Annotated in this window: 20 protein-coding genes; 7 read left to right on the plus strand and 13 right to left on the minus strand. The window is 74.1% G+C overall.

What is annotated here, in order from left to right; translation table 11 throughout:
- Positions 1 to 7: 7 nt before the first annotated feature.
- Positions 8 to 487, plus strand: a complete 480-nt coding sequence (locus ABD086_RS10460; protein ID WP_343907463.1) for a pyridoxamine 5'-phosphate oxidase family protein — start codon at positions 8 to 10, stop codon at positions 485 to 487.
- A gap of 58 nt (positions 488 to 545) precedes the next feature.
- On the opposite strand, the gene ABD086_RS10465 is transcribed toward ABD086_RS10460, so the two are convergent.
- From ABD086_RS10465 to ABD086_RS10475, 3 genes are all read right to left on the minus strand, one after another.
- Positions 546 to 4,550: a putative Ig domain-containing protein gene (locus ABD086_RS10465; RefSeq protein ID WP_343907464.1), complete on the minus strand. Its 4,005-nt coding sequence runs from the start codon at positions 4,548 to 4,550 to the stop codon at positions 546 to 548.
- Positions 4,551 to 4,709: 159 nt separating this feature from the next.
- Positions 4,710 to 7,304: an AAA family ATPase gene (locus ABD086_RS10470; RefSeq protein ID WP_343907465.1), complete on the minus strand. Its 2,595-nt coding sequence runs from the start codon at positions 7,302 to 7,304 to the stop codon at positions 4,710 to 4,712.
- A complete protein-coding gene (locus ABD086_RS10475; RefSeq protein WP_343907466.1) occupies positions 7,301 to 8,455 on the minus strand; it encodes an exonuclease SbcCD subunit D in 1,155 nt (384 codons plus the stop codon). The genes ABD086_RS10470 and ABD086_RS10475 overlap by 4 nt, the downstream gene beginning before the upstream one ends.
- Before the next feature lie 94 nt (positions 8,456 to 8,549).
- Here ABD086_RS10475 and ABD086_RS10480 point away from each other — a divergent pair, with 94 nt between their 5' ends.
- Entirely contained in the window at positions 8,550 to 9,863 is a 1,314-nt protein-coding gene (locus ABD086_RS10480) for a hypothetical protein (RefSeq protein WP_343907468.1), read from the plus strand.
- On the opposite strand, the gene ABD086_RS10485 is transcribed toward ABD086_RS10480, so the two are convergent.
- On the minus strand, positions 9,860 to 10,687 hold the full coding sequence (locus tag ABD086_RS10485) for a formate dehydrogenase accessory sulfurtransferase FdhD (RefSeq protein ID WP_343907469.1): 828 nt from the start codon (positions 10,685 to 10,687) through the stop codon (positions 9,860 to 9,862). The two genes, ABD086_RS10480 and ABD086_RS10485, sit on opposite strands and share 4 nt — an antisense overlap.
- Positions 10,684 to 13,128 (minus strand): aminopeptidase N, encoded by a 2,445-nt coding sequence (pepN, locus tag ABD086_RS10490; RefSeq protein WP_343907470.1) that lies wholly within the window; start codon positions 13,126 to 13,128, stop codon positions 10,684 to 10,686. Before pepN ends, ABD086_RS10485 begins: the two co-directional genes overlap by 4 nt.
- Positions 13,129 to 13,244: 116 nt before the next feature.
- On the opposite strand from pepN, the gene ABD086_RS10495 reads away from it, so the two are divergent.
- Positions 13,245 to 15,026: a hypothetical protein gene (locus tag ABD086_RS10495; RefSeq protein ID WP_343907471.1), complete on the plus strand. Its 1,782-nt coding sequence runs from the start codon at positions 13,245 to 13,247 to the stop codon at positions 15,024 to 15,026.
- A 21-nt stretch (positions 15,027 to 15,047) separates the two neighbouring features.
- Entirely contained in the window at positions 15,048 to 16,745 is a 1,698-nt protein-coding gene (locus tag ABD086_RS10500; RefSeq protein WP_343907472.1) for an aminotransferase class V-fold PLP-dependent enzyme, read from the plus strand.
- Positions 16,746 to 17,083: 338 nt separating this feature from the next.
- Here ABD086_RS10500 and ABD086_RS10505 read toward each other — a convergent pair whose 3' ends face one another.
- Both ABD086_RS10505 and ABD086_RS10510 read right to left on the minus strand, forming a co-directional pair.
- Positions 17,084 to 17,362, minus strand: a complete 279-nt coding sequence (locus ABD086_RS10505) for a hypothetical protein (RefSeq protein ID WP_343907473.1) — start codon at positions 17,360 to 17,362, stop codon at positions 17,084 to 17,086.
- On the minus strand, positions 17,359 to 17,607 hold the full coding sequence (locus ABD086_RS10510; protein WP_343907474.1) for a hypothetical protein: 249 nt from the start codon (positions 17,605 to 17,607) through the stop codon (positions 17,359 to 17,361). Before ABD086_RS10510 ends, ABD086_RS10505 begins: the two co-directional genes overlap by 4 nt.
- Before the next feature lie 60 nt (positions 17,608 to 17,667).
- On the opposite strand from ABD086_RS10510, the gene ABD086_RS10515 reads away from it, so the two are divergent.
- Positions 17,668 to 18,921: a YncE family protein gene (locus ABD086_RS10515; protein ID WP_343907475.1), complete on the plus strand. Its 1,254-nt coding sequence runs from the start codon at positions 17,668 to 17,670 to the stop codon at positions 18,919 to 18,921.
- Positions 18,922 to 19,004: 83 nt separating this feature from the next.
- Here the strand turns inward: ABD086_RS10515 and ABD086_RS10520 are convergent, their stop codons facing one another.
- Positions 19,005 to 19,289 (minus strand): Fe-S cluster assembly protein HesB, encoded by a 285-nt coding sequence (locus ABD086_RS10520; RefSeq protein WP_343907476.1) that lies wholly within the window; start codon positions 19,287 to 19,289, stop codon positions 19,005 to 19,007.
- A gap of 182 nt (positions 19,290 to 19,471) precedes the next feature.
- Between ABD086_RS10520 and ABD086_RS10525 the strand changes: the two genes are divergently transcribed.
- Both ABD086_RS10525 and ABD086_RS10530 read left to right on the plus strand, forming a co-directional pair.
- On the plus strand, positions 19,472 to 19,921 hold the full coding sequence (locus tag ABD086_RS10525) for an OsmC family protein (protein WP_343907477.1): 450 nt from the start codon (positions 19,472 to 19,474) through the stop codon (positions 19,919 to 19,921).
- A gap of 1 nt (position 19,922) precedes the next feature.
- Positions 19,923 to 20,810 (plus strand): oxidoreductase, encoded by an 888-nt coding sequence (locus tag ABD086_RS10530; protein WP_343907478.1) that lies wholly within the window; start codon positions 19,923 to 19,925, stop codon positions 20,808 to 20,810.
- Here ABD086_RS10530 and ABD086_RS10535 read toward each other — a convergent pair.
- From ABD086_RS10535 to ABD086_RS10555, 5 genes are read right to left on the minus strand one after another with little or no spacing between them, the layout of a single operon-like run.
- On the minus strand, positions 20,807 to 21,469 hold the full coding sequence (locus ABD086_RS10535; RefSeq protein ID WP_343907479.1) for a peptidylprolyl isomerase: 663 nt from the start codon (positions 21,467 to 21,469) through the stop codon (positions 20,807 to 20,809). The genes ABD086_RS10530 and ABD086_RS10535 overlap by 4 nt on opposite strands.
- 23 nt (positions 21,470 to 21,492) lie before the next feature.
- Entirely contained in the window at positions 21,493 to 22,536 is a 1,044-nt protein-coding gene (locus tag ABD086_RS10540) for an alanine racemase (protein ID WP_343907480.1), read from the minus strand.
- Entirely contained in the window at positions 22,533 to 23,369 is an 837-nt protein-coding gene (locus ABD086_RS10545) for an aldo/keto reductase (protein WP_343907481.1), read from the minus strand. The genes ABD086_RS10540 and ABD086_RS10545 overlap by 4 nt, the downstream gene beginning before the upstream one ends.
- Positions 23,370 to 23,394: 25 nt before the next feature.
- The gene (locus ABD086_RS10550; RefSeq protein ID WP_343907482.1) at positions 23,395 to 23,769 is read right to left on the minus strand and encodes a hypothetical protein; all 375 of its coding nucleotides are present in this window, start codon (positions 23,767 to 23,769) and stop codon (positions 23,395 to 23,397) included.
- Entirely contained in the window at positions 23,766 to 24,011 is a 246-nt protein-coding gene (locus tag ABD086_RS10555; RefSeq protein WP_343907483.1) for a hypothetical protein, read from the minus strand. Before ABD086_RS10555 ends, ABD086_RS10550 begins: the two co-directional genes overlap by 4 nt.
- Positions 24,012 to 24,015: the final 4 nt, after the last annotated feature.

Raw genomic sequence — 24,015 nt, forward strand, 5'->3', positions numbered from 1 at the left:
CGGCTGCATGGCTGATGACAACGGGGACCGGAAGAAGCTCGTCGACCTGCTGGAGGACGTCCCCATCGGGATGCTGACGACGTTCGGGCCGGACGGACCGCGCAGCGTGCCGATGGCGCGCCAGGAGGTCGAGCCGTCGGCCGAGCTGTGGTTCATCACGGTCAAGGACGCCGCACACACCCGGGCGATCGGCGCCGAGCCGCGGGTGTCGCTCACCTTCACGGCCCGCGACTCCTGGGTCGCGGTCTACGGCACGGCGGCGGTGGTCGACGACCGGGACAAGCTCGCCGAGCTCTGGAACACGTTCGCGGAGGCCTGGCTCCCCGGCGGGCCGGACGACCCGAACGCGACGCTCCTGCGGGTCGACGTCGAGCACGGCGAGTACTGGGACTCCCCGGGCGGCAAGGTCGCGTCGCTGCTCAGCTTCGCCAAGACCAAGCTGACCGGCGACACCTACGACGCCGACCACGGCTCGGTGGACGCCTAGCGCTCGGCTGTCGGCGGACCGACCCGACCGGCGCGCCCCGAGAGCGGGGCGCGCCCGGTCACCGCCTGCGGACCAGGACCTGAGCCGTGGTCCTGCGAGCGTTCCCCGCCTCGTCGGTCGCGGTCGCCTCGTAGGTCCAGGTGACCACGTCGGCCCTCACCCGCTCCCGGGACCGGGTGAGCCGGCAGGTCCGGACGTCGGACACCCGGTCGGTGCAGACGACCGCGAGGAGCGGGTGCCGGTCGACGATCCCGCTCGGCACGCCGTCGATGCGCACCTTGGGGCGGGTGCTGTCGACGTGCAGCCCGTCGACCCGCGCGCTCGCCGTCCCGCCGTCCGCGGCCCGGACGGTGCCCGTGACCACCCGGTCGCCGTCGCTGGCGTCGACCACCACCGGGTCGGGACACGGGTCGAGCAGGGCTCCCGTGGTCGCGGTGCACACGAAGCGCACGGTCACCGGCGTCCGGTACCAACCGGCCGCGTTGGCCGGGAGGGCGCTGGTGACGGTGGCGACGATCGTCGGGTCGTCGCGGACCACGTCCGCCGCGGCACCCCGGTAGTCGGCGCCGCCGTCGTACTCGGCGCTGACCCGGTGCCGGCCGCCGTTCGGGACCTGGTGGTCGAGGTCGGCGCGCGCGATGCCGCCGCCCGCCGAGACGAGCGGGGCGCTGCCGACGTCGACCCCGTCCACGGCGAACCGCACGTCGCCCTGCGGCGCGGGGAGCCCGGACCCGACCGGCAGCTCGGCGACCAGGCGGCCGCCGCGCACCGCGACGGTGAGCCGGCTGTCGAGCCGCTCGACCGTGATCTGCTGCGAGACCGGGTCGGCCGGGGCGTGGTCGTCGTCGCCGGCCTGCTGCGCCGTCACCGTGCACCCGCCGGCATGGGTGAAGGTCACCGACTGACCGACGAGCTCGCAGCTCCCGCCGGCGACCAGGACGATCCGGGCCGCGACGCCGCCCGTGACCTGCGGGGCGTAGATGCCGCCGATCCGCGCGGGGGTCGGCGGCGTGGAGGCGAAGGACAGGACCTGCGGCGTCCGTCGCACCCGGACGACCTGGAGCGCGGGCGGCGCCGGCTCGTGGTTCGCGTCGCCCGCTTGCGCGGCCGTGATGACGCAGGCGCCCGCGTGGAGGAGCGTCACCTGGCGACCGGATACGGTGCACTCCGACGAGGTCGTGAGCGTCACCGGCTGCCCGGACGCGCCCGCGTTCACCCCGACCGTGTAGGTGTCGCCGATCCGTGCCTCGGACGGCGGCATGCTGGTGAAGGTGACCTGCTGCAGACGTCGGCTCACCGGGAAGCTCTGGGTGACCTCCGCTGCCGGGAGCCGGTCACCGTCGCCGGCCTGGATGGCCGTGATCGTGCAGGTGCCGGCGGCCGTGAGCAGCACGGTCCGCCCGGACACCGAGCACACCTCCTGGTTGGCCGAGAACGCGACCGGCAGGTCGGAGGCGGTGCTCGTCGCCGACACGGCGTACCCCTCCCCGACGCGGGCCGAGGTGGGCGGTGCGCTCGTGAACGCGAGCGTCTGCGGGTCGCGCGCCACCTCGATCCGCTGGGCGGCATCCGTCGGGTAGTAGTCGTAGCTGCCCGCCGTCGAGGCGGTGAGCGTGCAGGTGCCGGCATGCTGGAACGTCACCGTGCCCTGGTCGAGCGTGCAGCCCCCGGACACCGCGAACGACGTCGTTTCGCCGCTCGTGGCGGTCGCGGCCGGGGTGTAGGTCCCGCCGATCCGCGGGTCCGAGGGTGGCGTGCTGCCGAACACGATCTGCGGGGTGCCCCGGAGCACGGTGATCACCTGGTCGCTGTCGGCCGGCTCGTACTGGTCGTTGCCCGCCTGCTCCGCGAAGACGAAGCACCGGCCCCGGGCGACGAAGGTGACGGTGGTGCCGTCCCAGCTGCAGCCCTCCCCGACCGCGTTCAGGAACACCGGGAGACCCGACGTGGCGGTGGCCGCGGGGACGTAGCTCGCGCCGACGTAGTCCGCCAGCCGGTACGGGAAGGGCGGGATCATCGTCGCGGGGCTCGTGGTGAACGCGACGCTCTGCGCCGTCCCGGTGACGGTCGCGGTCCAGCTGTCCGACCCGGGGGCGTACCGATCGTCGCCGGCCTGGCTGGCGGTCACGGTGCACTCGCCCCGCCGGGTGAAGGTCACCACGTCGTCGGCGACCGTGCAGGCGCCGGTGCTGGCGAGGGTCACCGGGTTCCCGGAGGCGCCGCCGGCGACCGTGGGCGTGAAGGTCTCCTCGACCAGAGGGAGGCTGGGGACTCCCGTGATGCGCACGTCCTGGCTGATCCTCTCCACGGTGATGACCAGGTCGTGGGTGGCGTCGGGGGAGCGGCCGTTCGACGCGGTCACCGTGAGGGGGTACGAGCCCGCCGTCCCGCTCGCCGGGGTGCCGGCGATGTCGGCGGTTCCGTCGCCCCGGTCCGTGAACGTCACGCCCGCGGGGAGCGAACCCTCGACCGAGAGCGTCGCCGCGGGGCCGGCGAGCGTGCGGAGCGTGACGCTGCCCGCGGTGCCGATGGTGAAGGCGGTGTCTCCGGCGAGGCCCGTGAAGGCCGGCGGCCCGTCGTACCCCGCGCGCAACGCCAGCGTCGAGCGCGGGCTGTCCGCGGTGTGGCCCGCGACCAGGGCGCTCAGCGACGTGCCGTCGCCGACGGAGGTCCCCGCGTCGGTGGCCCACCCGGCGAACGTCACGGGGGCCGGGGTCGGCGGGATCGGCACGGCGAGGTGCGCTGCTTCGACGGTGTCGGCGTAGACGAGGAGGTCGCCGTGCTCCGGGTCCGAGACGCCGAGGCTGTCGAACTCCAGCAGGTAGTGGTGGCCGGTCACGCTCGCCACGGACAGCGGCGTGGTCAGGGCCTCGGTCGCCGACCGCTCCACGCGTCCGGAGTTGCGGAGGGTGCCGGCGCCGTTGACGTCGCCGGCGACCCGGAGGGTGCCGGCGTTGTCGACCGTCACCCCGGCGGGGATGGTCAGCGCAGCGCCCGCGGGCACGACGACGGTGCCGGAGCTGGTGAGGCTGCCGAAGTCTCCCGGACCGTCCTGGCCCTTGCCGCCGCCGATGCTGGTGGCGGCCGAGCCGCGGGCGATGAGCACGCCGTCGCCACTGACGGCGACGGTACCGCCGGAGCCCCCGTCTCCCACGACCGAGTTGAACCAGAGCCCCCCTCGACCGCCGCCGACACCGGCAGCCCCCTGTCCGCCGGTCGCCTCGAGCGTCCCGCCGCTGACCGTGACGGCGCCGCCCGAGCCGCCGTTGATCCCGATGCCGCTGCCGGAGCCACCCCCCACGCCGGCGCCGCCCGAGCCGCCCTGCGCGACCACGCTGCCGCCCGTGATCGTCACCGTCGCCCCGTCGCCGCCGCGGCTCGTGGCGTCCTGGTAGATCGCGTCGCCGCCGCCGATGCCGGCGCCACTGACTCCGCCCTGCGCCACCACGGTGCCGCCGGTGACCGTGACGGTGCCGGCCGACTCGCGCCGATGGTGGGACTGGAAGCCGATCCCGATCCCGGCACCACGGTCGCCCCCGGTGGCCTCGACCCGGCCCCCGGAGACGATCACGGTCGCCCCCGGTTGGTAGATGCCGCCACCGATGCCGGCCGCGTCGTATCCACCGTGCGCCCGCACCGTGCCGCCGGCGATGGTGATCAGTCCGGGGGAGATCGGCGGGTTGCCGTAACCCCCGAGACCGGGGGAGCTGTCCCCGCCCCAGGTGTCGAGCACCCCCGCCGCGCCGGGGGAGCTGTCGGTCACGGTCAGCGGGTTCCCCACCGCCACCCCGATGCCGGCGTTGTAGGAGCCCGCTCCGTGCAGGGTCAGGGCGTGGCCGTTGAGGTCGAGGGTCACCCCGCCTCCGCCGGTCGCGAGGGAGGAGGACGCGGCGATGTCGGCAGCGAGCACCACCGTCCCACCGGCCGCGAACGCGGCGGCGAGCTCGTCGTACGTCGTGACCGTCGTGTCGGCCGCGTCCGCGCGGACGGGCGTCACGACGAGGGACGCGACGGCCAGCGCGAGCACGGTGAGCAGGCGCGGGCAGGACAGAGCTCGGGGCATGGAGCACCTCGTGGAGAGTAGGAGGCGCCCGGCCCACCCGTGAGTGGGCGATGATCCGACCGCCCGGACCGAGGCCGGCCCAGCGTAGGAATTCCGGACCCGGGTCGACGGGGAATCGCGGGAAGCCGTCCGATGGTCTGGACCGACGCCGGCGACGGCCTACCGGCGCACCGCGAGGGTCGAGCCGCGGCGGTCCTTGCGCACCACCAGCTGGGTGGGGATCCGGTCGCGCATCTCCGCGACGTGGCTGACCACGCCGACGACGCGGCCGCCGTCGCGCAGCGAGTCGAGGGTGTCCATCACGTCGTCCAGGGTGTCCGCGTCCAGCGACCCGAAGCCCTCGTCGACGAACAGCGTGTCGAGGTCGGCGCCGCCGGCCTCCTGGGTGACCACGTCGGCGAGGCCGAGCGCCAGCGCCAGCGAGACCACGAACGTCTCACCGCCGGACAGGGTCGCCGGGTCGCGGGACTCGCCGGACCAGTCGTCGCGCACCAGCAGGCTGAGGCCACCGCGGGTCTCGCCGGCGCCGCGGCGTCCGGTGTGCTCGAGGGAGTAGCGCTGGTCGCTCATGCCGGCGAGCCGGGCGTTGGCCGCGTCGACCACCTGCCCGAGCCGGTAGCCGAGGACGTACGCCGACAGCCGCATCTGCAGGCGGTTGTCGGCGGACTTGCCCTCGACGAAGGCGCACAGCCGGGTCGCGACCTCGAGCTCGTCGCGCAGCGGCGCCCAGGTCGCCAGCGCGGCCTCGAGCTCGCCGACGAGGGAGCCCAGGCGCTGGGCGAGCGCGGCCCAGCGGGACTCGCGAGCCCGGGCGTCGCCGAGCGCCCGGAGGGCCTCCTCGTGCCCGCCGGTGAGCGCCGCGAGGTCGGGGAGCACGGCCGCGGCGACCTCGTCGGCGCCGGGCTCGGCGAGCACCGCGGTGACCGCGGCGAGCCGCCGGTCGTGCTCGGCGATGCGGTGGGCGAGGTCGTCGTACTGCCACTGGTCGAGGGCCGCGGCGAGCGCGTCGTCCACCGAGCCGAAGCCCGCCTCCTCGGTCCCGGCGGCCAGCACCTGCTCGGCCGCCTCGAGGTCGTCGAGGGCGGCGATCGCCGCGCGGAGCCGGCGCTCGCGGTCCACGGCGGCTCCCAGCAGGTCGTCGTCGTAGTCCGCGAGGGCCTCGTCGAGCTCGGCCGCCTGGCCGGAGAGGTGGTCGAGGGTGGTGGCCACGGCGGTCATCTCGGTGGCGATCTCGGGCGGGGTCCGGTCGAGCCGCTCGGTCGCTGCGGCGAGGCTCGTGGCCAGGTCGCGGACCTCGTCCTTGCGCAGGAACTCGACCGCCGCGGCGTCGTCCGCGGCCTTCTGAGCGGCCTTCTCCGCCGCCGCGTCGGGCGCGTCGGCCGAGGCGACGGCCTTGTGGGGGTGGTCGCACGACCCGCACACGGGGCAGCTGCCGCCGACGACGAGCCCCGCGGCGATCTCGGCCGCCATGCCGTTCACGCGGAGCTCGCGCAGCTCGATGGCACGCTCGCGCAGGTCCAGGGTCAGTGCCCGGGCCGCCTCGTGGGCCCGCTCGGCCTCCGCGAGGCGGGTGGTGAGGGTCGCCACCTGCCGGCGGGCCACGGCCCGGGCCTCCTCGTCGGCGCGGACCAGCGCCTCCCGGCGCGCCCGCAGGCGGTGCAGCTCGGCGTGCAGCTCGCGGCGTCGGGCGACCTGCGGCTGGAGGGCGCGCAGGCCGGCCACCTCGTCGATCGTCGTCGCGAGGTGCTCGTGGAGCTCGTCGCGGTCGGTGCCGGTGACCGCGGCCCGGGCGGCCACCGCGACGCGGTGGAGCGGGACGACGTGCGCGGCCCGGCGGGCGGCGGCGAGCCGCTCGCGGGCCGCGTCGTGCTCCTCGGCCGCGGCCAGCAGCCGCTGGTGCTCGACGCCGGCGGCGTCGAGCCGGGCGCGCCGCTCGATGAGCGTGCGGGCCTCCGCGAGCAGGCCGCGGGCGGCGGCCTCCGCCGCAGCCGCCTCGGCGGCGTGGGCGGCCGTCTCGGTGGCGCGCTCGGCCGCGTGGTCGAGCAGGCCGCGAGCCCAGGCGCCGGTCCCGGCTTGGGGGGCGTCCGCGCCGGTCGCCTCGCTGACCCTGCTGACCAGGTCGGCCACGGTGGCCTCGGCGGCCTCCGACCGCTTGCGCAGCGCCAGCCGGTGGTCGCGCAGCCACTTCTCCACGCCCTCGAACCGGCCGGTCCGGAACAGCTGCTGCAGCAGGTGGTGGCGCTCCTCGGACCGGGCCCGCAGGAACGCCTGGAACCGGCCCTGCGGCAGCATCGCGACCTGGGTGAACTGGCCGACGTTCATGCCGACCAGCCGGGTGACGAGGTGACCGGTCTCGTCGAGTCGGGTGCTCAGCGTCGACCACTCGCCGTCGACGCGCTCGGCGATGGTGACCGACGCCTGCTCGGTGGTCGTCCCGGACCCGCGCTTCTTGGGCCGCTCCCACGAGGGCGACCGGACGATCCGGAACCGCCGGCCGGACAGCGTCGCCTCGAGCTCCACCCGGGGCCGGAGGCCGGGCGCGGCCTGGTCGGAGCGCAGCCGCTTGGCGGTGCTGCGGTCGCCGGGCACGTCGCCGTACAGGGCGAAGCAGACGGCGTCGAGGACGCTGGTCTTGCCGGCGCCGGTGGGACCGGACAGCAGGAACAGGCCGGCGTCGGAGAGGTGGTCGAAGTCCACCCGGACCGGGTCGGCGAACGGTCCGAAGGCGGTGATCTCGAGGTGGTGGAGTCTCACGTGCTCACCAGCACGTCGAAGTCCGGATCCTCGCAGCAGGCGTCGACGGCCGCCTGGAGCAGCGCGGCCTCGGCCCTGGTGGCGGGGGCGCCGCGCATGGCCTCGACGAAGTCCAGGGCGATCGCGTGGTCGGAGCGGCCGTGGGGAGCCCGGAGCGGGCCCCGGTCCGGGGTGCCGCCGACCGGCTCGAAGCCGATCACCAGCGTGTGGGGGAAGCGGCTGCGCAGCCGATCCATCGCCTGCACCGGGCGGACGGTGTCGGTGAGGATGGCCTGCACCCAGGCGTCCTCGTGCTCGGTCAGCGTCAGGTCGTGGAGCAGGTCGTCGAGGGTGCCCCGCAGCCGCGCGAGCCGCCGGGGGACCGGCGCCTCGACGAACTCCGCGCTCTCGACGCCACCGGCGCCCAGGTCGACCAGCCAGGAGCCCTTGAGGTGGGCCGCCTCGGAGAACGAGTAGGCCAGCGGGGACCCGGAGTAGCGGACCGTCTCGGTCAGGGTGTGCCTGCCGTGCAAGTGCCCGAGCGCGGCGTACTCGACGCCGTCGAAGACGCTGGTCGGCACGAGCGAGACGCCGCCGACGCTGATGTCCCGCTCGGAGTCGCTGGGCTGGGCGCCGGCGACGAAGGCGTGTGCGAGCACGACGCTGCGGGCGCGGCGGGTCGCGCGGTCGGCGTTCACCCTCCGCATCGCCTCGGTCAGGGCGGCCTCGTGCGAGCGCCCCGCGAGACCCCACGGCTCGCGCACCGCGTCCGGGTCGAGGTAGGGGATGCCGTAGACCGCGACCGGGCCGTGCTCGTCGTCGAGCAGCACCGGGGTGCCGACGGTGCCGGCGTCGGTGCGGATGAAGACGCCGGCCGCGTCGATCAGCCGCGAGCTGAACCCCAGCCGCTGGGCCGAGTCGTGGTTGCCGCTGGTGAGCACGACCGTGGCGCGGCTGGCGGCGAGCCGGGCCAGCGCCTCGTCGGCGAGGCGGACCGCGTCGACGTGGGGGAGCGCCCGGTCGTAGATGTCGCCCGCGACCACGACCAGGTCGACCCGCTCTGCGGCCACGACCTCGAGCAGGTGGTCGACGTACGCAGCCTGGTGCCCCAGCATGCCCTCGCGGTGGAACGACCGCCCGAGGTGCCAGTCGGAGGTGTGGAGGATGCGCACACCGCCACGCTAGGAGCAGCCGCCGACAGTCCCGGGCCGCCGCGCCGCGCGGCTGACGTACTGTGGGCCGGACGACACCGACGGGGGATCTCGGATGAAGACTTTCTCAGGCAGCGCACTCGTCGCGCCCCTGGCCCTGGCGGCCGGGCTGCTGTCGCTCGCCGGCCCGGCCGGCGCGGGCGCGCCGACGTGCCAGGGCCGGCCGGCCACGATCGTGGGCCACCCGGGCTCCGGGGACCTCGTCGGTACGCCGGGTGACGACGTCATCGTCACCCGCGGCGCCGGCGGGGTGCGCGCCAAGGCGGGTGACGACCGGGTCTGCGTCACGGGCGCCAGCAGCGACGGGCACGTCTACGTCGACGCCGGCCCGGGTGACGACCGCGTCGTCACGTCGACCCCGCGGTCGCAGCGGGTCAGCGCGAGCCTCGGCGAGGGTGACGACACGTTCCGCGGCGGGCCCGAGCCCGACGGCGTCCAGGGCGAGGGTCCGGTGGTGACCGGGGACGGGATCCCGGCGCCGGTCGAGGGCCTCGACCGGATCAGCACCGGAGGCGGCTCCGACAGCGTGCGCATCGGCCTGGCGGGCTCCACCAGCCACGACGAGGTCGACCTCGGTGCGGGCGACGACCTGCTCCAGGTCGACGGGCTGCTGGCACCCGACGTCCGTCCCCGGGGCCGGGCCGGCACCGACACGCTGTGGCCGATGCCGGACCAGGACGGGCACGCCTGGTCGTTCGACAACGTGACCGAGACCGCCCTGATGGACGGCGCCGTGCAGAGCCGGTGGCAGGCGTTCGAGCACTTCGTCCTGACCTGGCTGAAACCGTCCTCGGTGGACTTCACTGGTGGCCCCGCTGGCGAGGAGGTGACCGCCCCGTCGCAGCTGACCGGCGCGGCGATGGGCGCCGGCGACGACCGGTTGTACGTCGGCCTGCCCGACGACCACGTCGTCGAGGCCAGGGGCGGCTCCGGGCACGACCTGTTCTTCGCGCGCGCCGACGCCGCCGTGACGGTGGACCTACCCGCCGGCGCCGCCTGGGACGAGACCGGAGCGGCGATCGCCCCCGACGCGCTGCTGCGGGCGTTCGAGGACGCCGGCGGGCTGGCCAACCAGGTGCGCCTGGTGGGAGACGACGGCGACAACCTCCTCGACGCGGCCGGCTGCGACGTCGGCGCGACCGGTGGCGCGGGCGACGACCGGCTGCGCTCGTCGTGGGTCTACGACACGTTCGCGTGCAACCGGACCGACGCGACCGCGTCGTTCGCGGGCGGCCACGGTGACGACGTGCTGCTCGGGGGCGGCGGTCCGGACCGGCTGCTGGGCGGCCCGGGCCACGACCGGGCCGTGGGCAAGCACGGACGCGACCTCTGCCGCGCCGAGGTGCGGCGCACCTGCGAGCGGCGCTAGGCGTACCGCACGCAGCGCGAGGCCGAGGTGAAGCCGTAGAGGGCCAACCCGGCGTCGGTGGCGAGCCGCACCGACAGCGAGGTGGGCGCGCCGACGGCGGCGAGTGAGCCGATGCCGGCGGCCACCGCCTTCTGCACCAGCTCGAAGCCCGCCCGGCCGCTCACCACGAGGCAGGCCTCGGCGGAGGAGGCGCCGGCGAGCACCCGCGCGCCGGTGACCTTGTCGACCGCGTTGTGCCGGCCGACGTCCTCGCGGACGACGAGCAGGTCGCCGGCGGCCGTCGCCAGCCCGGCCGCGTGCACGCCGCCCGTGCGGGCGAACACCGCCTGCCCGGCCCGCAGCGCGTCGGGCAGCGACCGGACGACGTCCGGTGCCGGCAGCGGACCGGACCAGCGGGGACCGCGGGGTGTGGCCAGCGCCTCGTCGACGGTGTCCTTGCCGCACACGCCGCACGCCGAGGACCCCGAGCCCGCGTGCCGGTGCCCGGGGTCGCGCAGGGGCGGCGCCGCGAGCGTGACCGTCACGACGTTCAGCTCCTGGTCGGGCGTGAGCGCCTCGTCGGTGCAGTACGCCACTCCGTGCACCGACGCCGGGTCCGCGACGCCCTCGTGCACCAGCCACCCGGCCGCGAGCTCGAAGTCGTGGCCCGGCGTCCGCATCGTCACCCACACCCGCCGCGGGGGCGCACCGGGCCAGGCCAGCCGCACCTCGAGCGGCTCCTCGGTCGCCAGCCGGTCCTCGCGCCGGCGCTCGCCGGCGGCCGCGTGCTCGTGCACCCGCGCCCGGACCGTGGGTCCGGGACGACGCGCGCGGTCCAGAGTCATGAGGTCGGGTACGCCGCCCGGACCGCCAGCAGCCGGGCCAGGTCGTCGGCGCAGTCGGCGAGCCGGCGCCGCACCGACAGGTCCAGCACCGGGTCCGCCGCCAGCGCGCGGGCGCGCTCGAGGGTCGACTCGCTGATCGAGGTCGACGGGAAGAAGAAGTCCGTCGCGTCGGCCAGCACCCACCCGCTGCGCACCTGCACGGTCGCGGGGAGCTCCTCGAAGTAGCGGTCGACGTACGGCGCCGTCAGCTCCTCCTGCCCGCCGCGCCACATGCCCAGGCCCGCGGCCTCGAGCTCGTAGTTGGGCACGTCGAGGCGGCCGGTGAAGACGTCCCACGCGTGCGCCTTCGCCTCCGGCGTCGGGAGCGACACGATCGCGCGCATGTGCTCGACCCGCGAGACCGCGGTCGGCTCCACGGCGAGCGCGGCGTCGAGCTCCGCTCGGTCGGTGGCGCCGAGCGCGGCGAGCCGGACCAGGATCCGCCAGCGCAGGTCGAGGTCCAGCTCGATGCCCTCGGGGGTGGCGTCCAGCCAGCCGCGCAGCACCTCCGACGACGTCGCGGTGGAGATCGCCATCCGAAGGCCCGACAGCTGGTGCTCCGAGCCCGCCGGGAGACTGCCGACCTTGTCGAGCGCCGCGGCGTGCACCCGCTCCAGCGAGCCGGCGGGCGCGAGGGGAAGCACGTCGCTGAGCAGCCAGGAGCCCAGGCGCCGCTTGGTGTCCTCGGTTGACTCGACCGGGGGGCTGGCGACGACGAGGTCGACGACGTCGGCGGGGGAGACCGCGGCGTTGTGGAACCCGCTGCGCACGCCGTTCCAGATGCCGGCGCGCACGCCGTCGTCCTCGACGGCGGGGAGCAGGGTCTTGAGCTCGGCGAGCGTGCGAGCGTCGGGCAGGACCACGGCCCAGCTGTCCTCGTACGGGTCGAGCACGACGGCGTCGGAGGCCGCGTCGAACGGCGTCTCCGCGCCGGTGATCGTCACCGGCTCGGTGCGCCACTTGCCGTCGCTCGCCAGCGCGACGCGGAACGTGTGCTTCCGGTCGGCCGGGTGCTCCGCCGGCGGCGTACGGCGGATCAGGCCGGCCTCCCGGTCGAGCTCGATCGTGTCCGGCCCGGCCGTGCGCAGCCAGTTGGTGGTGAAGTCCGAGAGGTCGCCGGCACCGGCCCGCTCCCACGAGTCGAACAGGTCGTGCATGGACGCGTTGCCGAACCGGTGTCGGGTGAAGTGGTCGATCGCGCCGGCGAAGAACACGTCGTCGCCGAGCGCGGCGTTGAGCTGCTTCAGGACGCTGGACCCCTTGGCGTAGGAGATGCCGTCGAAGTCCTGGAGCGCGGCGCTCGCGTCGACCGCGCCGTTGCCGGCCACGGGGTGCGTCGTCGGCCGCTGGTCGGCGTACAGGCCCCACTGCCGGCGCGCGTAGGCGTTCTCCACCCACATGTCGTCGTACTCGGTGACGTCGGCGGTCACCCGGTTGCCCATGTACTCGGCGAAGGACTCGTTGAGCCAGAGGTCGTCCCACCACTTCGGGGTAACGATGTTGCCGAACCACTGGTGCGCCATCTCGTGCGCGACCGTCGACGCACGCTGGATCCGCATGCCGCGCGTGACCCGGCTGGTGAACACCAGCGGGTCCCGGAAGGTCACGCAGCCCGGGTTCTCCATCGCGCCGGCGTTGAACTCGGGCACGAACGCCTGGTGGTAGGCCCCGAAGGGGTAGCGGATCCCGAACAGCCGGTGGAACTCGTCGAAGCACTGCCGGGTGATCGTGAACAGCTCGTCGGCGTCCGCGTCGAGCGCCGACGCGATGCTGGCGCGGGCGGACAGGCCGAGCGGGATGCCGTCGTGCTCGTCCCGGATCACGTGGTACGGCCCCGCCACCAGCGTCACGAAGTACGTCGACAGCGGCTGCGTCGTCTCGAGCTCCCAGCGGCCCGGCTCGGGGTTGGTCGCGGGCGCGTTGCCGACCACCGTCCAGTCGGCCGGTGCGGTGACGTGGAACGTGTACGGCGCCTTGAGGTCGGGCTGGTCGAAGCAGGCGTACACGGTCGGCGCCGCGTCCATGAAGTTCATCCCGTAGACGTACTGCTTGCCGTCGGCGGGATCCGTGCTGCGGTGCAGCCCCTCGCCGTCGTTGCGGAACGGCATCACGGCGTCGACGACGAGCTCGTTCGCCCCCGCCTCGGTCTCCAGCGGCAGCCGGCCGCGCTCCAGCAGGTCGGGGTCGATCCGCCGGCCGTTGAGGCGGATCTCGTTGACGCGGAGCGGCTTGAGGTCGGCGAACGTCGGGCCGCCCCGGCTCTCGAAACGGACGGTGGTGACGGAGCGGAACGTGGTCTCGTCGCTCGCGAGGTCGAGCGCGACGTCGTACTCGTCCACGGACAAGAGCTCGAACCGGGCGACGGCCTCGGTGTGCTGCAGGCTCTGGTAGGGGCTGGTCACCTCGTCACCCTATGCCGGGCGGTCTCGCCAATACCCCGCGCGGACCCCTCGGAGGACCTAGCATCCTCGACGGGGCGCGACGTCCGCTGCTCCCGTGGATCTCGGGAGGGGACCCCATGTCACGCAGCACCCGGCGCACCCGCGCCCTCGTCTCGCTCACCGCCGTCGCCGGGCTCGGCCTGGCCGGCGCCGCGGTCGGTTCCGCCCCGGCCCAGTCCGCCGCGCCCGCCGGCGACTGCGCCGTCGCGTTCCCGGTCGGCGACCTCGCCGCGGGCGACGCGGTCACCGGCCTCACCGTCACCCGCGGCACCACTCCCGAGGGCTTCACCGGCGAGGTCCTCGGCGTCCTCGACGACGGCATCGGTCCGGACGTCGACATGATCATGGTCCGGCTGACCTCGCCCGAGATCGACCGCGTCGGCATCTGGCAGGGCATGTCCGGCTCGCCGGTGTACGCCGCCGACGGTCGCCTCATCGGCGCGGTGAGCTACGGGCTGGCCATGGGCACGTCTCCGGTCGCCGGCGTGACGCCGTTCGCGGTCATGGACGACCACCTGGCCGACCCGCCCGCGAAGGTCGCCGTCGACCGTGCCGCCGCCCGCCGGATCGCCCGGGGCGGCGACGTCTCCGTTGCGCGCGCCGCCGGCGGGTTCGCCCAGCTGCCGATGCCGCTCGGCGTCGCCGGCGTCGGCGCCGCCCGCATCGCCGCGGCAGCCGACCGGGCCGGGGACCGCACCTGGGTCCCGCGCTCGGCGTACGCCGTGGGCCGCGCGGGCGCGGCGGACGCGACCGCCGACGACATCGTGGCCGGCGGCAACCTGGCCGCCTCCATGTCGTACGGCGACGTGACGATGGCCGGCGTCGGCACCGCCACCTCCGTGTGCGGCGACCGCGTGGTGGGCTTCGGCCACCCGCTCGACTACCAGGGCAGCACCTCGATGGCGCTGCACCCGGCCGACGCGATCTACATCCAGGAGGACCTGGTCGCGGGCTTCAAGGTGGCGAACCTCGGCGCCCCGGTCGGCACGATCACCGACGACCGGCTCGCCGGCATCACCGGCACCGTCGGGGTGCTGCCGGACACCCGGGACATCACCTCGACGCTCACGTACGACGGACGCTCGCGCACCGGCGTCTCGCACGTCTCCCTGGGCACGCCGGACGCGCTGGCCTCGGCCTCGTTCTACGAGCTGATCGCCAACCACCAGGCCGTCGTCGACGGTCCGGTGCGGGGCACCGAGGACCTCGCCTGGACGATCACCGGCACGGCGGACGGCCAGCCGTTCGAGCTGACCTCCGACGACCTCTACACCTCGGCCAGCGACCTGACCTGGCAGCTCGGCTTCGCGCTGGGCGACACGGTCTACGCGATCGCCCGCATCCCCGGCGTGACCATCGACGCGGTCACCACCAACGGCGACCTCGGCGACACCGCGTCGCCGTACCGGGTCGCGAAGGTCGAGACCCGGGTGGCCGGGCAGTGGATGGAGGTCTCCCGGCGCACGGGTGTGCCCGCGCGCTCCGGCGGCGTGCTCCCCGTCCGGGTGACGCTCCAGCACGATGACCAGGCGACGGTGGTCCGGACCACGCTCGACGTGCCGACGCTGAAGAAGCGCGGCCGGCCGATGTTCCTGCAGGTCGCCGGCGGCTCGCGCGTCGGCGGCGGCCGGATGCCCCGCACGATCGACGGCATCGCCACGTGGCTCGAGCAGCGCGTGCGCAACGACGAGCTCCTGGTGTCGCTCACCCGGCGGCCGCAGTTCGGCGGCGCCGGTGCGTACGACACCATCATCGTGGCCGGGCGCCGGGCCGCCGGCGACGGCACGGTCCAGCAGGTGTTCGGGCCGTACGGCGCCGTCGTGCGCGGCAACGTCGTCGCCCCGGTCTTCGGCGGCTGAGCCCGGGTCTACGCTGGCGACGTGGAGGAGGGCAACCAGCAGCTCCTCGCCCTGATCCGCGAGTCCGTGATCGGCGAGGACCACGTGATGGAGACGCCGTACGGCCGTCGCCGCGTGACGTACGCCGACTACACCGCCTCGGGCCGTGCGCTGACGTTCATCGAGGACTTCATCCGCGACCAGGTGCTGCCGAGCTACGCCAACACCCACACCGAGTCCAGCGGGACCGGGCTGCAGACCACGCGGCTGCGTGAGGACGCCCGGGAGATCATCCGGGCCGCGGTGGACGGCGACGACGACACCGTCGTGCTGTTCGCCGGGTCCGGGTGCACCGGCGCGATCGCGAAGCTCATCGGCGTGCTCGGGCTGCGCATCCCCTCGGTGCTCGACGACCGGTACGCGCTGTTGGAGCACATCCCGACGGCCGATCGGCCGGTGGTGTTCCTCGGACCCTACGAGCACCACTCGAACGAGCTCCCGTGGCGGGAGTCGATCGCGGACGTCGTGACGATCCGGCAGGACGCCGACGGCGGGGTCGACCAGGAGGACCTGCGCGAGCAGCTCGAGAAGTACGCCGACCGGGCGGTGAAGATCGGCTCGTTCTCCGCCGCGTCGAACGTGACCGGCATCGTGTCCGACACGGCCGGGATCGCCGAGCTCCTCCACGAGCACGGTGCGCTGAGCTTCTGGGACTTCGCCGCGGCGGCGCCGTACGTCGACATCACGATGCGGGCGGTCCCGGGCCGGCCGCTGTCGTACAAGGACGCGGTGTTCATCTCGCCGCACAAGTTCATCGGCGGGCCCTCGACGCCGGGTGTGCTGGTGGCCCGGCGGGAGCTGTTCGTGAACCGCGTGCCCGACGTGCCCGGCGGCGGGACGGTGGCGTACGTCAACGACGACGACCACCGCTACCTCACCGACCCGACCCACCGCGAGGAGGGCGGGACGCCCGCGATCATCGAGTCGATCCGGGCCGGCCTGGTCTTCCAGCTCAAGGCGGCGGTCGGCACCGACACGATCCGTGAGCAGGAGGAGCGGCACCTGCGCCGGGCCGTCGCGGCCTGGCGTGAGGAGCCCGCGATCGAGCTGCTGGGCAACCTCGACGCCGAGCGGCTCTCGATCGTCTCGTTCGTGCTGCGCTCGCCCTCGGGGCGCTACCTGCACCACAACTACGTCGTGGCGCTGCTCAACGACCTGTTCGGCATCCAGTCGCGGGGCGGGTGCTCGTGCGCGGGGCCCTACGGGCACCGGCTGCTCGGCATCGACATCGAGCGGTCCCACGAGTTCGAGCGGGAGATCACCGGCGGCTGCGAGGGCATCAAGCCCGGGTGGGTGCGGGTGAACTTCAACTACTTCGTCTCCGACGCGGTCGTCGAGTACCTGATCGAGGCGGTCCGGCTGGTCGCCCGCGAGGGCTGGCGGCTGCTCGGCGACTACCGGTTCGATCCGGGCACCGGGCTGTGGCGGCACCGCGACGGCGTGGTGACGCCGCCGCTGAGCCTGCACGACGTGTCGTACGCCGGCGGCCGGGTCTCGATGCCGGCCAACGACGCGACCGGAGGAGAGGAGCTGCTCGCCGAGCACCTCCGCGACGGCGCGGCGATCCTGGCCGGGGCCGCGGGGCCCGACCTCCAGTCACACCCCGGCAACGTCAGCGCCGACTTCGAGCACCTCCGGTGGTTTGACCTCCCCGCATCGTGCTTGCACGGAGATCAGTAGCCAGGTCTCTCTCGCGCCCGCGACCGACGAAGGAGGTCGCGACGGCGCGTATCGAGACAGCAGGTGACGTCGGCGATGGCGCTCGACTTGCTGGGTCGTGTGCCCCACAACGCGCTATAGCGCGTTCTCAGGCACACGACCCGACGACCGAGCGACCGCGAGCCGGGAACCGACCGCAACCACCCATCCTCCGCCCCCGCTCGCTGCCTACCGGTCGCAACCCCAGGCTGCGGTGAGGGGATGCCGGTCAAGAGCACCGCCCCCGCCGTACGAGGTCTCGACAAGCTCGACCAACGGTGACCCGGGCAGCGCCGACGACCACCGAGCCGACGACCGGCTCAGCCCCGCTTGACCCAGCCCGAGCCGTTCTGCTCGTCCGGCGCGAAGTCGGTGTCGCTGGCGCGCTCGGTGAGCACGGCGTACCGCACCGCGCGGTAGTCGCCGTCGTCGAGGCAGGCCGCCGGCATGACCAGCCGCACCGTCGGCTCGTCGGCGCTCCAGCGCACGCGGAACCCGCGGCACGGGACCCGCTCGGCGTGCTCACCGACGCGACGGTCGGTGAACGCGCCGTCGAGGACCAGGTTGCGGGTGTGGCCGGTCGGGTCGTACTCGCTCACCAGTCGCACCCCGCGCGCGTGCCGCGGGTCGACGCTGACGATGAGGTCGCCACGTACGGTCGGACGAACTCGACGTTCACCACCACCTGGTGGCCGAGGTTGCGCAGCGTCGCGCCGGTGATGTCGAGGCCGCGGCCGGAGGCGTCCCCAGCCGGGTCGTCGACCGTCAGGTGCGCGGCCGACGCCGGCGCCGCGGAGAGCACGATCGCGGTGAGCGCCACGGCGCCCGAGAGGAGTCGCTTCACGGGGGGAGTGTCGCACGTCACCCCGCGTAACCGCCCTCGGCGCGCTCTCGTTCTCCCCGCATGAGGTTCCGCGTCCTGATCACGGCCGTCGCCGCCGCCCTTGCGCTGGTCCCGCCGGCGAGCGCCGAGGAGACCCGAGGGGCGCTCGAGCGCCGCTCCGACGACGTCCGCCGGGTGGTGTTCGTCGGCAACAACTGGGCCGGCACCGCCGACGTGCTCGACCCGGAGACCTTCGACCGGCTCGGGCGGATCAACGTGGTGCCCGACTACGACGAGCGGATGCAGGAGATCACGACGAACGCCTACCGGCTCGCGTACTTCCTCGCGATCCGCCAGCTGATCGGCGAAGGCCACGACCAGCTGGTCGACGACATGTACTCCTCCCGGGACGGCCGGCTGCTGGTCGTCTCGCGGCCGTCGTTCGCCGACGTCGTGGCCATCGACCTGGCGACGCAGCGGATCAGGTGGCGCTTCCCGGTCTCCGGGGTGCGGTCCGACCACATGGCGCTGTCGCCGAACGGCCGCCGGGTCGTGGTCAGCGCGTCGACCGGGAACGTCGTGCACGTGCTCCGGGTGAAGGACGGGACCGAGGTCGGGCAGTTCCCGTCGGGCGGGTCGCCGCACGAGAGCGTCTTCATCGACGGCGGCCGCAAGATCCTGCACGCCAGCATCGGCATGGTCTACAGCCCGCTCGACCAGCCCGAGGCCGACGACACCAAGCAGGAGCGCGTCTTCGAGCTGGTCGACGCCCGGACGCTGAAGGTGCTCCGGAGGTACGACCTGCGCAAGGCGCTCGACGACCGCGGCCTGGACCGGATGTCGACGTCGGTGCGCCCGATGACGCTGTCGCCCGACGAACGGACCGTGTACTTCCAGGTGTCGTTCTTCCACGGGTTCCTCGGCATGGACCTGCGGACCGGGAAGATCGTCAAGGTGGTGCGGCTGCCGAACCTGGTGCCGGACATGCCCCGTGAGCAGTACCTGCTCGACTCCGCGCACCACGGCATCGCGATGAACCCCGCCGGGACCAAGATCTGCGTCGCCGGGACCATGGACGACTACGCGACCGTGGTGTCCACGTCGAGCTGGAAGCGCGGGAAGCTGTTGAAGAAGCCCTCGGGCAAGCCGTACTGGGTGACCCAGAGCTACGACGGCCGGTACTGCTACATCTCCTGGAGCGGCACCGACGAGGTCGCGAAGATCTCCTACCGGACCGGCCGGATCGTGCAGACCGCACCGGTCGGCGACCACCCGCAGCGGGTGCGCAACGGCTTCGTCCGCTCCGACCTGGCTGCGGGCCTGCCGAACGCCTGACCTCGCGGCGAGCGCGCGGATTGGTCACCAACCGCGGATCGAGAGTGCTCTCACGTGCGGTTGGTGACCAATCCGCGGGTGGGTCAGGCCTGGACGCCGAGGGCGAACTCGACCTTGCCCGACGGGTCGACGGCCGCGTCGAGCACCTTGTCGTCGAGCAGCTCGGCGGCCGACGCGTCGAGGTAGATCGTCGCCCCGCCCTGCTCGACGACCTGGTCGCCGGGCTCGCCCTGCTCGGCCGCGGAGACCGCGAACGCGGGCTCGGGGGAGTCCTCGGTGGTGATCCGGAGACCCGCCGTCTCGGCGAGTCCGGGCTGGTGGGTGATCTCGTTGACGATGGCGCTGGCGTTCTCGGTGAGGGTGAGCATGGCTCGCCTTCCGGGTAGCGGTTGCTTACCCGTTCCACCGTCCCCGATCCGGTACGCCCACACAAGTCGGGACGGCGGTCCCGGGCGTGTCGCCGGGCGTGTCGCCGGGCGTGTCGCCGGGCGTGTCGCCGGGCGTGTCGCGGGCGCGTCCCGGCGTGTCGCGCGTCTGGCACGCTGTTCGCATGACGCCCGATCTCCCCGTGCCGCCCGTCGCCGCCGACACCCGTCGAGGCATCGCTCTCACCAAGATCGGCGAGGGCCGATACAAGGCCACGAACGGCCGCGGGGGAGTGCTCCCGGTCGGGTCCGGCGGTGACCCGGACTTCACCCCCGTCGAGCTGCTGCTGGCCGCGATCGCGGGGTGCAGCGCGATCGACGTCGACCTGATCACCGGCAAGCGCGCCCGGCCGACGACCTTCGAGGTGGCCGCCGAGGGCGACAAGGTCCGCGACGAGAACGGCAACCACCTGGTGAACCTCCGGGTGACGTTCGAGGTGCGGTTCCCGGAGGGGGAGGGCGGTGACCGGGCTCGCGAGGTGCTCCCCTCGGCGATCGCCAAGTCCCGCGACCGGCTCTGCACCGTCGGCCGCACCGTCCAGCTCGGGGCCCCGATCGAGTACGTCGAGCGCTGAGGTGCTCGCCCGCAGCCGGCCGGCCCGCTGGGACGCGGTGCCCCGCCAGGACGGCCGGCGCTTCGTGGTCACCGGCGCCAGCGGCGGACTCGGCCTCGAGACCGCCCGGGCCCTCGCGGCCGCCGGGGCGGACGTGGTCCTCGCCGTCCGGAACCTCGACAAGGGGCGCGCGGCGGCGCGGACCATGACCGGCGACGTCGAGGTGCAGCGGCTCGACGTCGCCGACCTCGCCAGCGTCCGGGAGTTCGCCGCGGACGTCGGTCCCGTCGACGTGCTCGTCAACAACGCCGGGGTCCTCGCGGTGCCGTGGGCGCTGACCGCCGACGGCTTCGAGACCCACCTCGCGACCAACCACCTCGGGCACTTCGCGCTCGCCAACCTCCTGCTGCCGCGCCTCACCGACCGCGTGGTCGTCGTCTCCTCCGACGCCCACTACCGCGGCGACCTCGACCTGACCGACCTGAACTGGGAGCGCCGGCCGTACCGGCCGTTCGCGGCGTACGGCGCGTCCAAGCTCGCGAACCTGCTCTTCCTGGCCGAGCTCCAGCGCCGGCTCACCGCCGCCGGCTCGACGCTGCGGGCGACCGGCGCGCACCCCGGCTCGACCGCCACCGCGATCACCGCGAACACCGGCGACCGGCTCAAGACCTGGGTCGGCTCCTGGGGCCACCGGCTGGTCGGGATGCCGGCGTGGAAGGGGGCCCTGACCACGCTCTACGCGGCCACCATGGACGTCCCCGGCAACACCTTCATCGGCCCGGGAGGGCTCCTGGAGATGTCCGGCTGGCCCACCGGCGTCGGACGCAGCCAGGCGGCGTCCGACCCCGACCTCGCCAAGCAGCTGTGGCTGCGGTCGGAGGAGCTGACCGGGGTGCGGTTCCCGCTCTAGTCCGTGGTGACCGACTCGATCGTCACGGTCTCCTTCGGCGCGCCGTCCGGGCCGCCGTCCTGGGTGCCCTTCGCGGCGACCTGCTTGACCACATCGATGCCCGCCTGGTCCATCTGCCCGATCACGTCGTAGGCGGCCGGGTTGAGGGTCGTGTCGGCGTACACCAGGAAGAACTGCGACCCGTTGGTGTCCGGGCCCGCGTTCGCCATCGCCACGGTGCCGGCGGGGTACGTCTCGTCGCCCTGCAGCTCGTCGGGGAACGAGTAGCCCGGCCCGCCCATCCCGCTGCCGGTCGGGTCGCCGCACTGGAGCACGAAGATCCCCTGGGTGGTCAGCCGGTGGCAGGGGGTCTTGTCGAAGTAGCCCTGCTTCGCCAGCGAGACGAAGGAGTTCACCGCGCAGGGCGTGGACGCCTGGTCCATCGTGATCGGGATGTCGCCGGCGCTGGTCTTCAGCGTGACGTCGACGGTGCCCTCGGCCGGCGCCTTCGCCGACGGCGGGTCGACGTTCTTCGCGGCTGCCTGGCCGTTCTCCTCGTAGGAGCAGTCGGTGGTCTGCACCGACGGTTCGGTGGCGGTGGTGTCGGGGCCGTCGCTCCCGCAGCCCGCGAGGGCGAGCGCGCTGAGGACGGCCAGGGGCAGGACGACGCGACGGAGCATGGCGCCGATGGTAGGGGAGCGGCTCACGAGTTCCGGCCGCGGGCCACCACCGGCCAGGGCTCGCCGTCCGCCCACAGCACGTCGGCCAGGTTCACGGCGTTGCAGACGTGGTTGGGCACGACGTCCACGAGGCTGCCGAGCGCGGGCAGCGGAGCCCCGGCGAGGTCGACCACGGCGTGGTGCTCCGAGAGCTGCACGACCCGCGCGTCCGGGTACGCCGGGAGCCGGCCCCATCCGGTCGCGTACGCAGCCCGGTCCGCGCCCAGCGCCTTGCTGCCGGCGTCGAGCACCAGCCGGCCGCCGGCGTGGCTGACCGCGGTCGCCACGCAGGTCAGCGCGATCGCGTCCGGCGTCATGGTGCCCAGCTCCCACTGCTGGGCGTCGCCGAAGACGTAGACGCCCGGCCGCAGCTCGGTGAGCGCCTCGGTGTGCGTGTGCTCCAGGGTGGGCGTGGAGCCACCGCTGACCACGTCCGGCTCGAGCCCCGCGGCCTCGAACGACCGCACGGCCGCCCGGAGCGCCCGCGCCTCGTCGTCCGCGGCGGTGGCCGGGGCATCGGGTGCGTAGCCGTGCCCGGGGAAGGTGAACACTCCGCGGACCGGCAGGCCGGCCTCGGCCGCGGCCGCGCCGACCGCGCCGGCGTCGGAGGGCGCGGCGCCGCTGCGGTGCTGCCCGCTGTCGACCTCGACCAGCACGGCGATCCCGGTGCCCTCCAGGAGGGAGCCCGCGCGCCGGGCCGCCTCGGGGGAGTCCACCCCGATCGCCAGGTCCGCCCGCCCGGCCAGGTCCCGCAGCCGGCGCGCGGCGTCCTCGGTCAGCCACAGCGGATAGGCGATGAACAGGTCCTCGACGCCGAGCCCCGCGAAGGCCTCGGCCTCGCCGATGGTCGCCACCGTCAGGCCGACGGCGCCGGCCTCGAGCTGGAGGCGGGCGATCTCCGCGCACTTGTGCGTCTTGGCGTGCGGCCGGAGTGACACGCCCGCCGCGGCGGCGCGCTCGGCCACGCGGGCGACGTTCGCCCGCAGCCGGGCGGTGTCGACGCGCAGGTACGGCGTCGCGGGGCTCACATCTCCTCGTGGGTGTCCGGGTCACCGCCGAACAGCCGCCCGTCGGGGCGGCCCAGGCCGGTGATCGCCGCCATCTCGTCGTCGCTCAGCTCGAACCCGAACACGTCGAGGTTCTGCCGCTGCCGCTCGGGCGTCGCCGACTTCGGGATCGGGATCGAGCCGAGCTGCACGTGCCAGCGCAGGATCACCTGTCCGGGCGTGACGCCGTGCGTCTCGGCCGCGGCCGCCACCGGTGGCTCGCTGAACGGCGCCTGGCGCTTGCCCAGCGGGCTCCAGGCCTCGGTGCGGATCCCGAGCTCCTCGTTGACCTTCCGCATCTCCACCTGCGGGAAGTACGGGTGCATCTCGATCTGGTTGACCGCCGGCGTCACGCCGGTGTCGTCCACGATCCGCCGCAGGTGCGCGTCGGTGAAGTTCGAGACGCCGATGGAGCGGACCAGACCCTGCCGCCGCAGGTCGACGAGCGCGCGCCACGCCTCCTGGAACCGGCCCTGCTGCGGGTTCGGCCAGTGGATGAGGTGCAGGTCGAGGTACTCCAGGCCCAGCCGCTCCAGCGACTCGTGGGTGCTGCGGACCGCGTCGTCGTACCCGTGGTGCCGGCCCGGGATCTTCGAGGTGACCTGGAGCTCCTCGCGCGGCACCCCGCTCTGCCGGATCGCCTCGCCGACCTCCGGCTCGTTGCCGTAGTTCACCGCGGTGTCGAGCAGCCGGTAGCCGACCTCGATCGCGCTGCGGATCGCCGCGACGCCGTCCTCGCCCTTGAGCGGATAGGTGCCGAAGCCGATCGCCGGGATCGTGCGGCCGTCGTTGAGCTGGTACGTCGGGATCGCCATGCGGCCCAACCTACTCACCCGCGGCTCACTCGCCGTCGTCGTCCTGGGTGTGCCGCTCGGCCTTCAGACGGGCCTCGTAGGCGTGCCGCTCACCGTTGGTGAGCGTCTCGCGGGCCTCGGTCACGAGCTTCTGGAACACCGAGTAGTAGGTGTCGTCGTACCCCTCCAGGATCTGGAAGGTCCACATCCCCGGCAGCACGTTGCGGCCCAGCAGCTCGGCGTCGATCCGGTCGGCCAGCTCGGTGTGGCCGGCGTCCCGCAGCATCCCGATCGCGTCCTCGAGGGCGAAGTCGGCGCGCCCGGAGAGGCGGTGGAAACGGTAGAGGCTGCCGCGGGCGTCCTCGATGACCTCGAACGCCTCCGACAGCTTGCCGACCGCCTCGACGGTGGCGTCGTTCATGCGGACAGGACCTCCTGCGCCGACACCGCACCGTGCTCGTCCTGGATCGCGTCGGCCAGCTTCTTGACGTCGTCCGCGGACACGTCGACGCCGGCCTCGGCGAAGCCGTCGCGCAGCTCGTTCTCGACCGTGCCCTCGGGCGCGCCGTCCTGCCACGAGGTGACGCGGTCGACCACGGCCTGGATCGCTTCCATCTTCTCGTCGCTCATGGCGCCGCCGTACCCAGCCGTCCGGTCGGGCACGCTT

The organism is Nocardioides aquiterrae, assembly GCF_039526625.1.
Classification (GTDB): domain Bacteria; phylum Actinomycetota; class Actinomycetes; order Propionibacteriales; family Nocardioidaceae; genus Nocardioides; species Nocardioides aquiterrae.

What these genes read in the sequence shown, in the direction of transcription:
- ABD086_RS10460 (WP_343907463.1), top strand. Translation starts at nt 8, where the DNA reads ATGGCTGATGACAACGGGGACCGGAAGAAGCTCGTCGACCTGCTGGAG.
- ABD086_RS10465 (WP_343907464.1), bottom strand. Translation starts at nt 4,550, where the DNA reads ATGCCCCGAGCTCTGTCCTGCCCGCGCCTGCTCACCGTGCTCGCGCTG.
- ABD086_RS10480 (WP_343907468.1), top strand. Translation starts at nt 8,550, where the DNA reads ATGAAGACTTTCTCAGGCAGCGCACTCGTCGCGCCCCTGGCCCTGGCG.
- ABD086_RS10485 (WP_343907469.1), bottom strand. Translation starts at nt 10,687, where the DNA reads ATGACTCTGGACCGCGCGCGTCGTCCCGGACCCACGGTCCGGGCGCGG.
- ABD086_RS10495 (WP_343907471.1), top strand. Translation starts at nt 13,245, where the DNA reads ATGTCACGCAGCACCCGGCGCACCCGCGCCCTCGTCTCGCTCACCGCC.
- ABD086_RS10515 (WP_343907475.1), top strand. Translation starts at nt 17,668, where the DNA reads ATGAGGTTCCGCGTCCTGATCACGGCCGTCGCCGCCGCCCTTGCGCTG.
- ABD086_RS10520 (WP_343907476.1), bottom strand. Translation starts at nt 19,289, where the DNA reads ATGCTCACCCTCACCGAGAACGCCAGCGCCATCGTCAACGAGATCACC.
- ABD086_RS10525 (WP_343907477.1), top strand. Translation starts at nt 19,472, where the DNA reads ATGACGCCCGATCTCCCCGTGCCGCCCGTCGCCGCCGACACCCGTCGA.
- ABD086_RS10535 (WP_343907479.1), bottom strand. Translation starts at nt 21,469, where the DNA reads ATGCTCCGTCGCGTCGTCCTGCCCCTGGCCGTCCTCAGCGCGCTCGCC.
- ABD086_RS10545 (WP_343907481.1), bottom strand. Translation starts at nt 23,369, where the DNA reads ATGGCGATCCCGACGTACCAGCTCAACGACGGCCGCACGATCCCGGCG.
- ABD086_RS10550 (WP_343907482.1), bottom strand. Translation starts at nt 23,769, where the DNA reads ATGAACGACGCCACCGTCGAGGCGGTCGGCAAGCTGTCGGAGGCGTTC.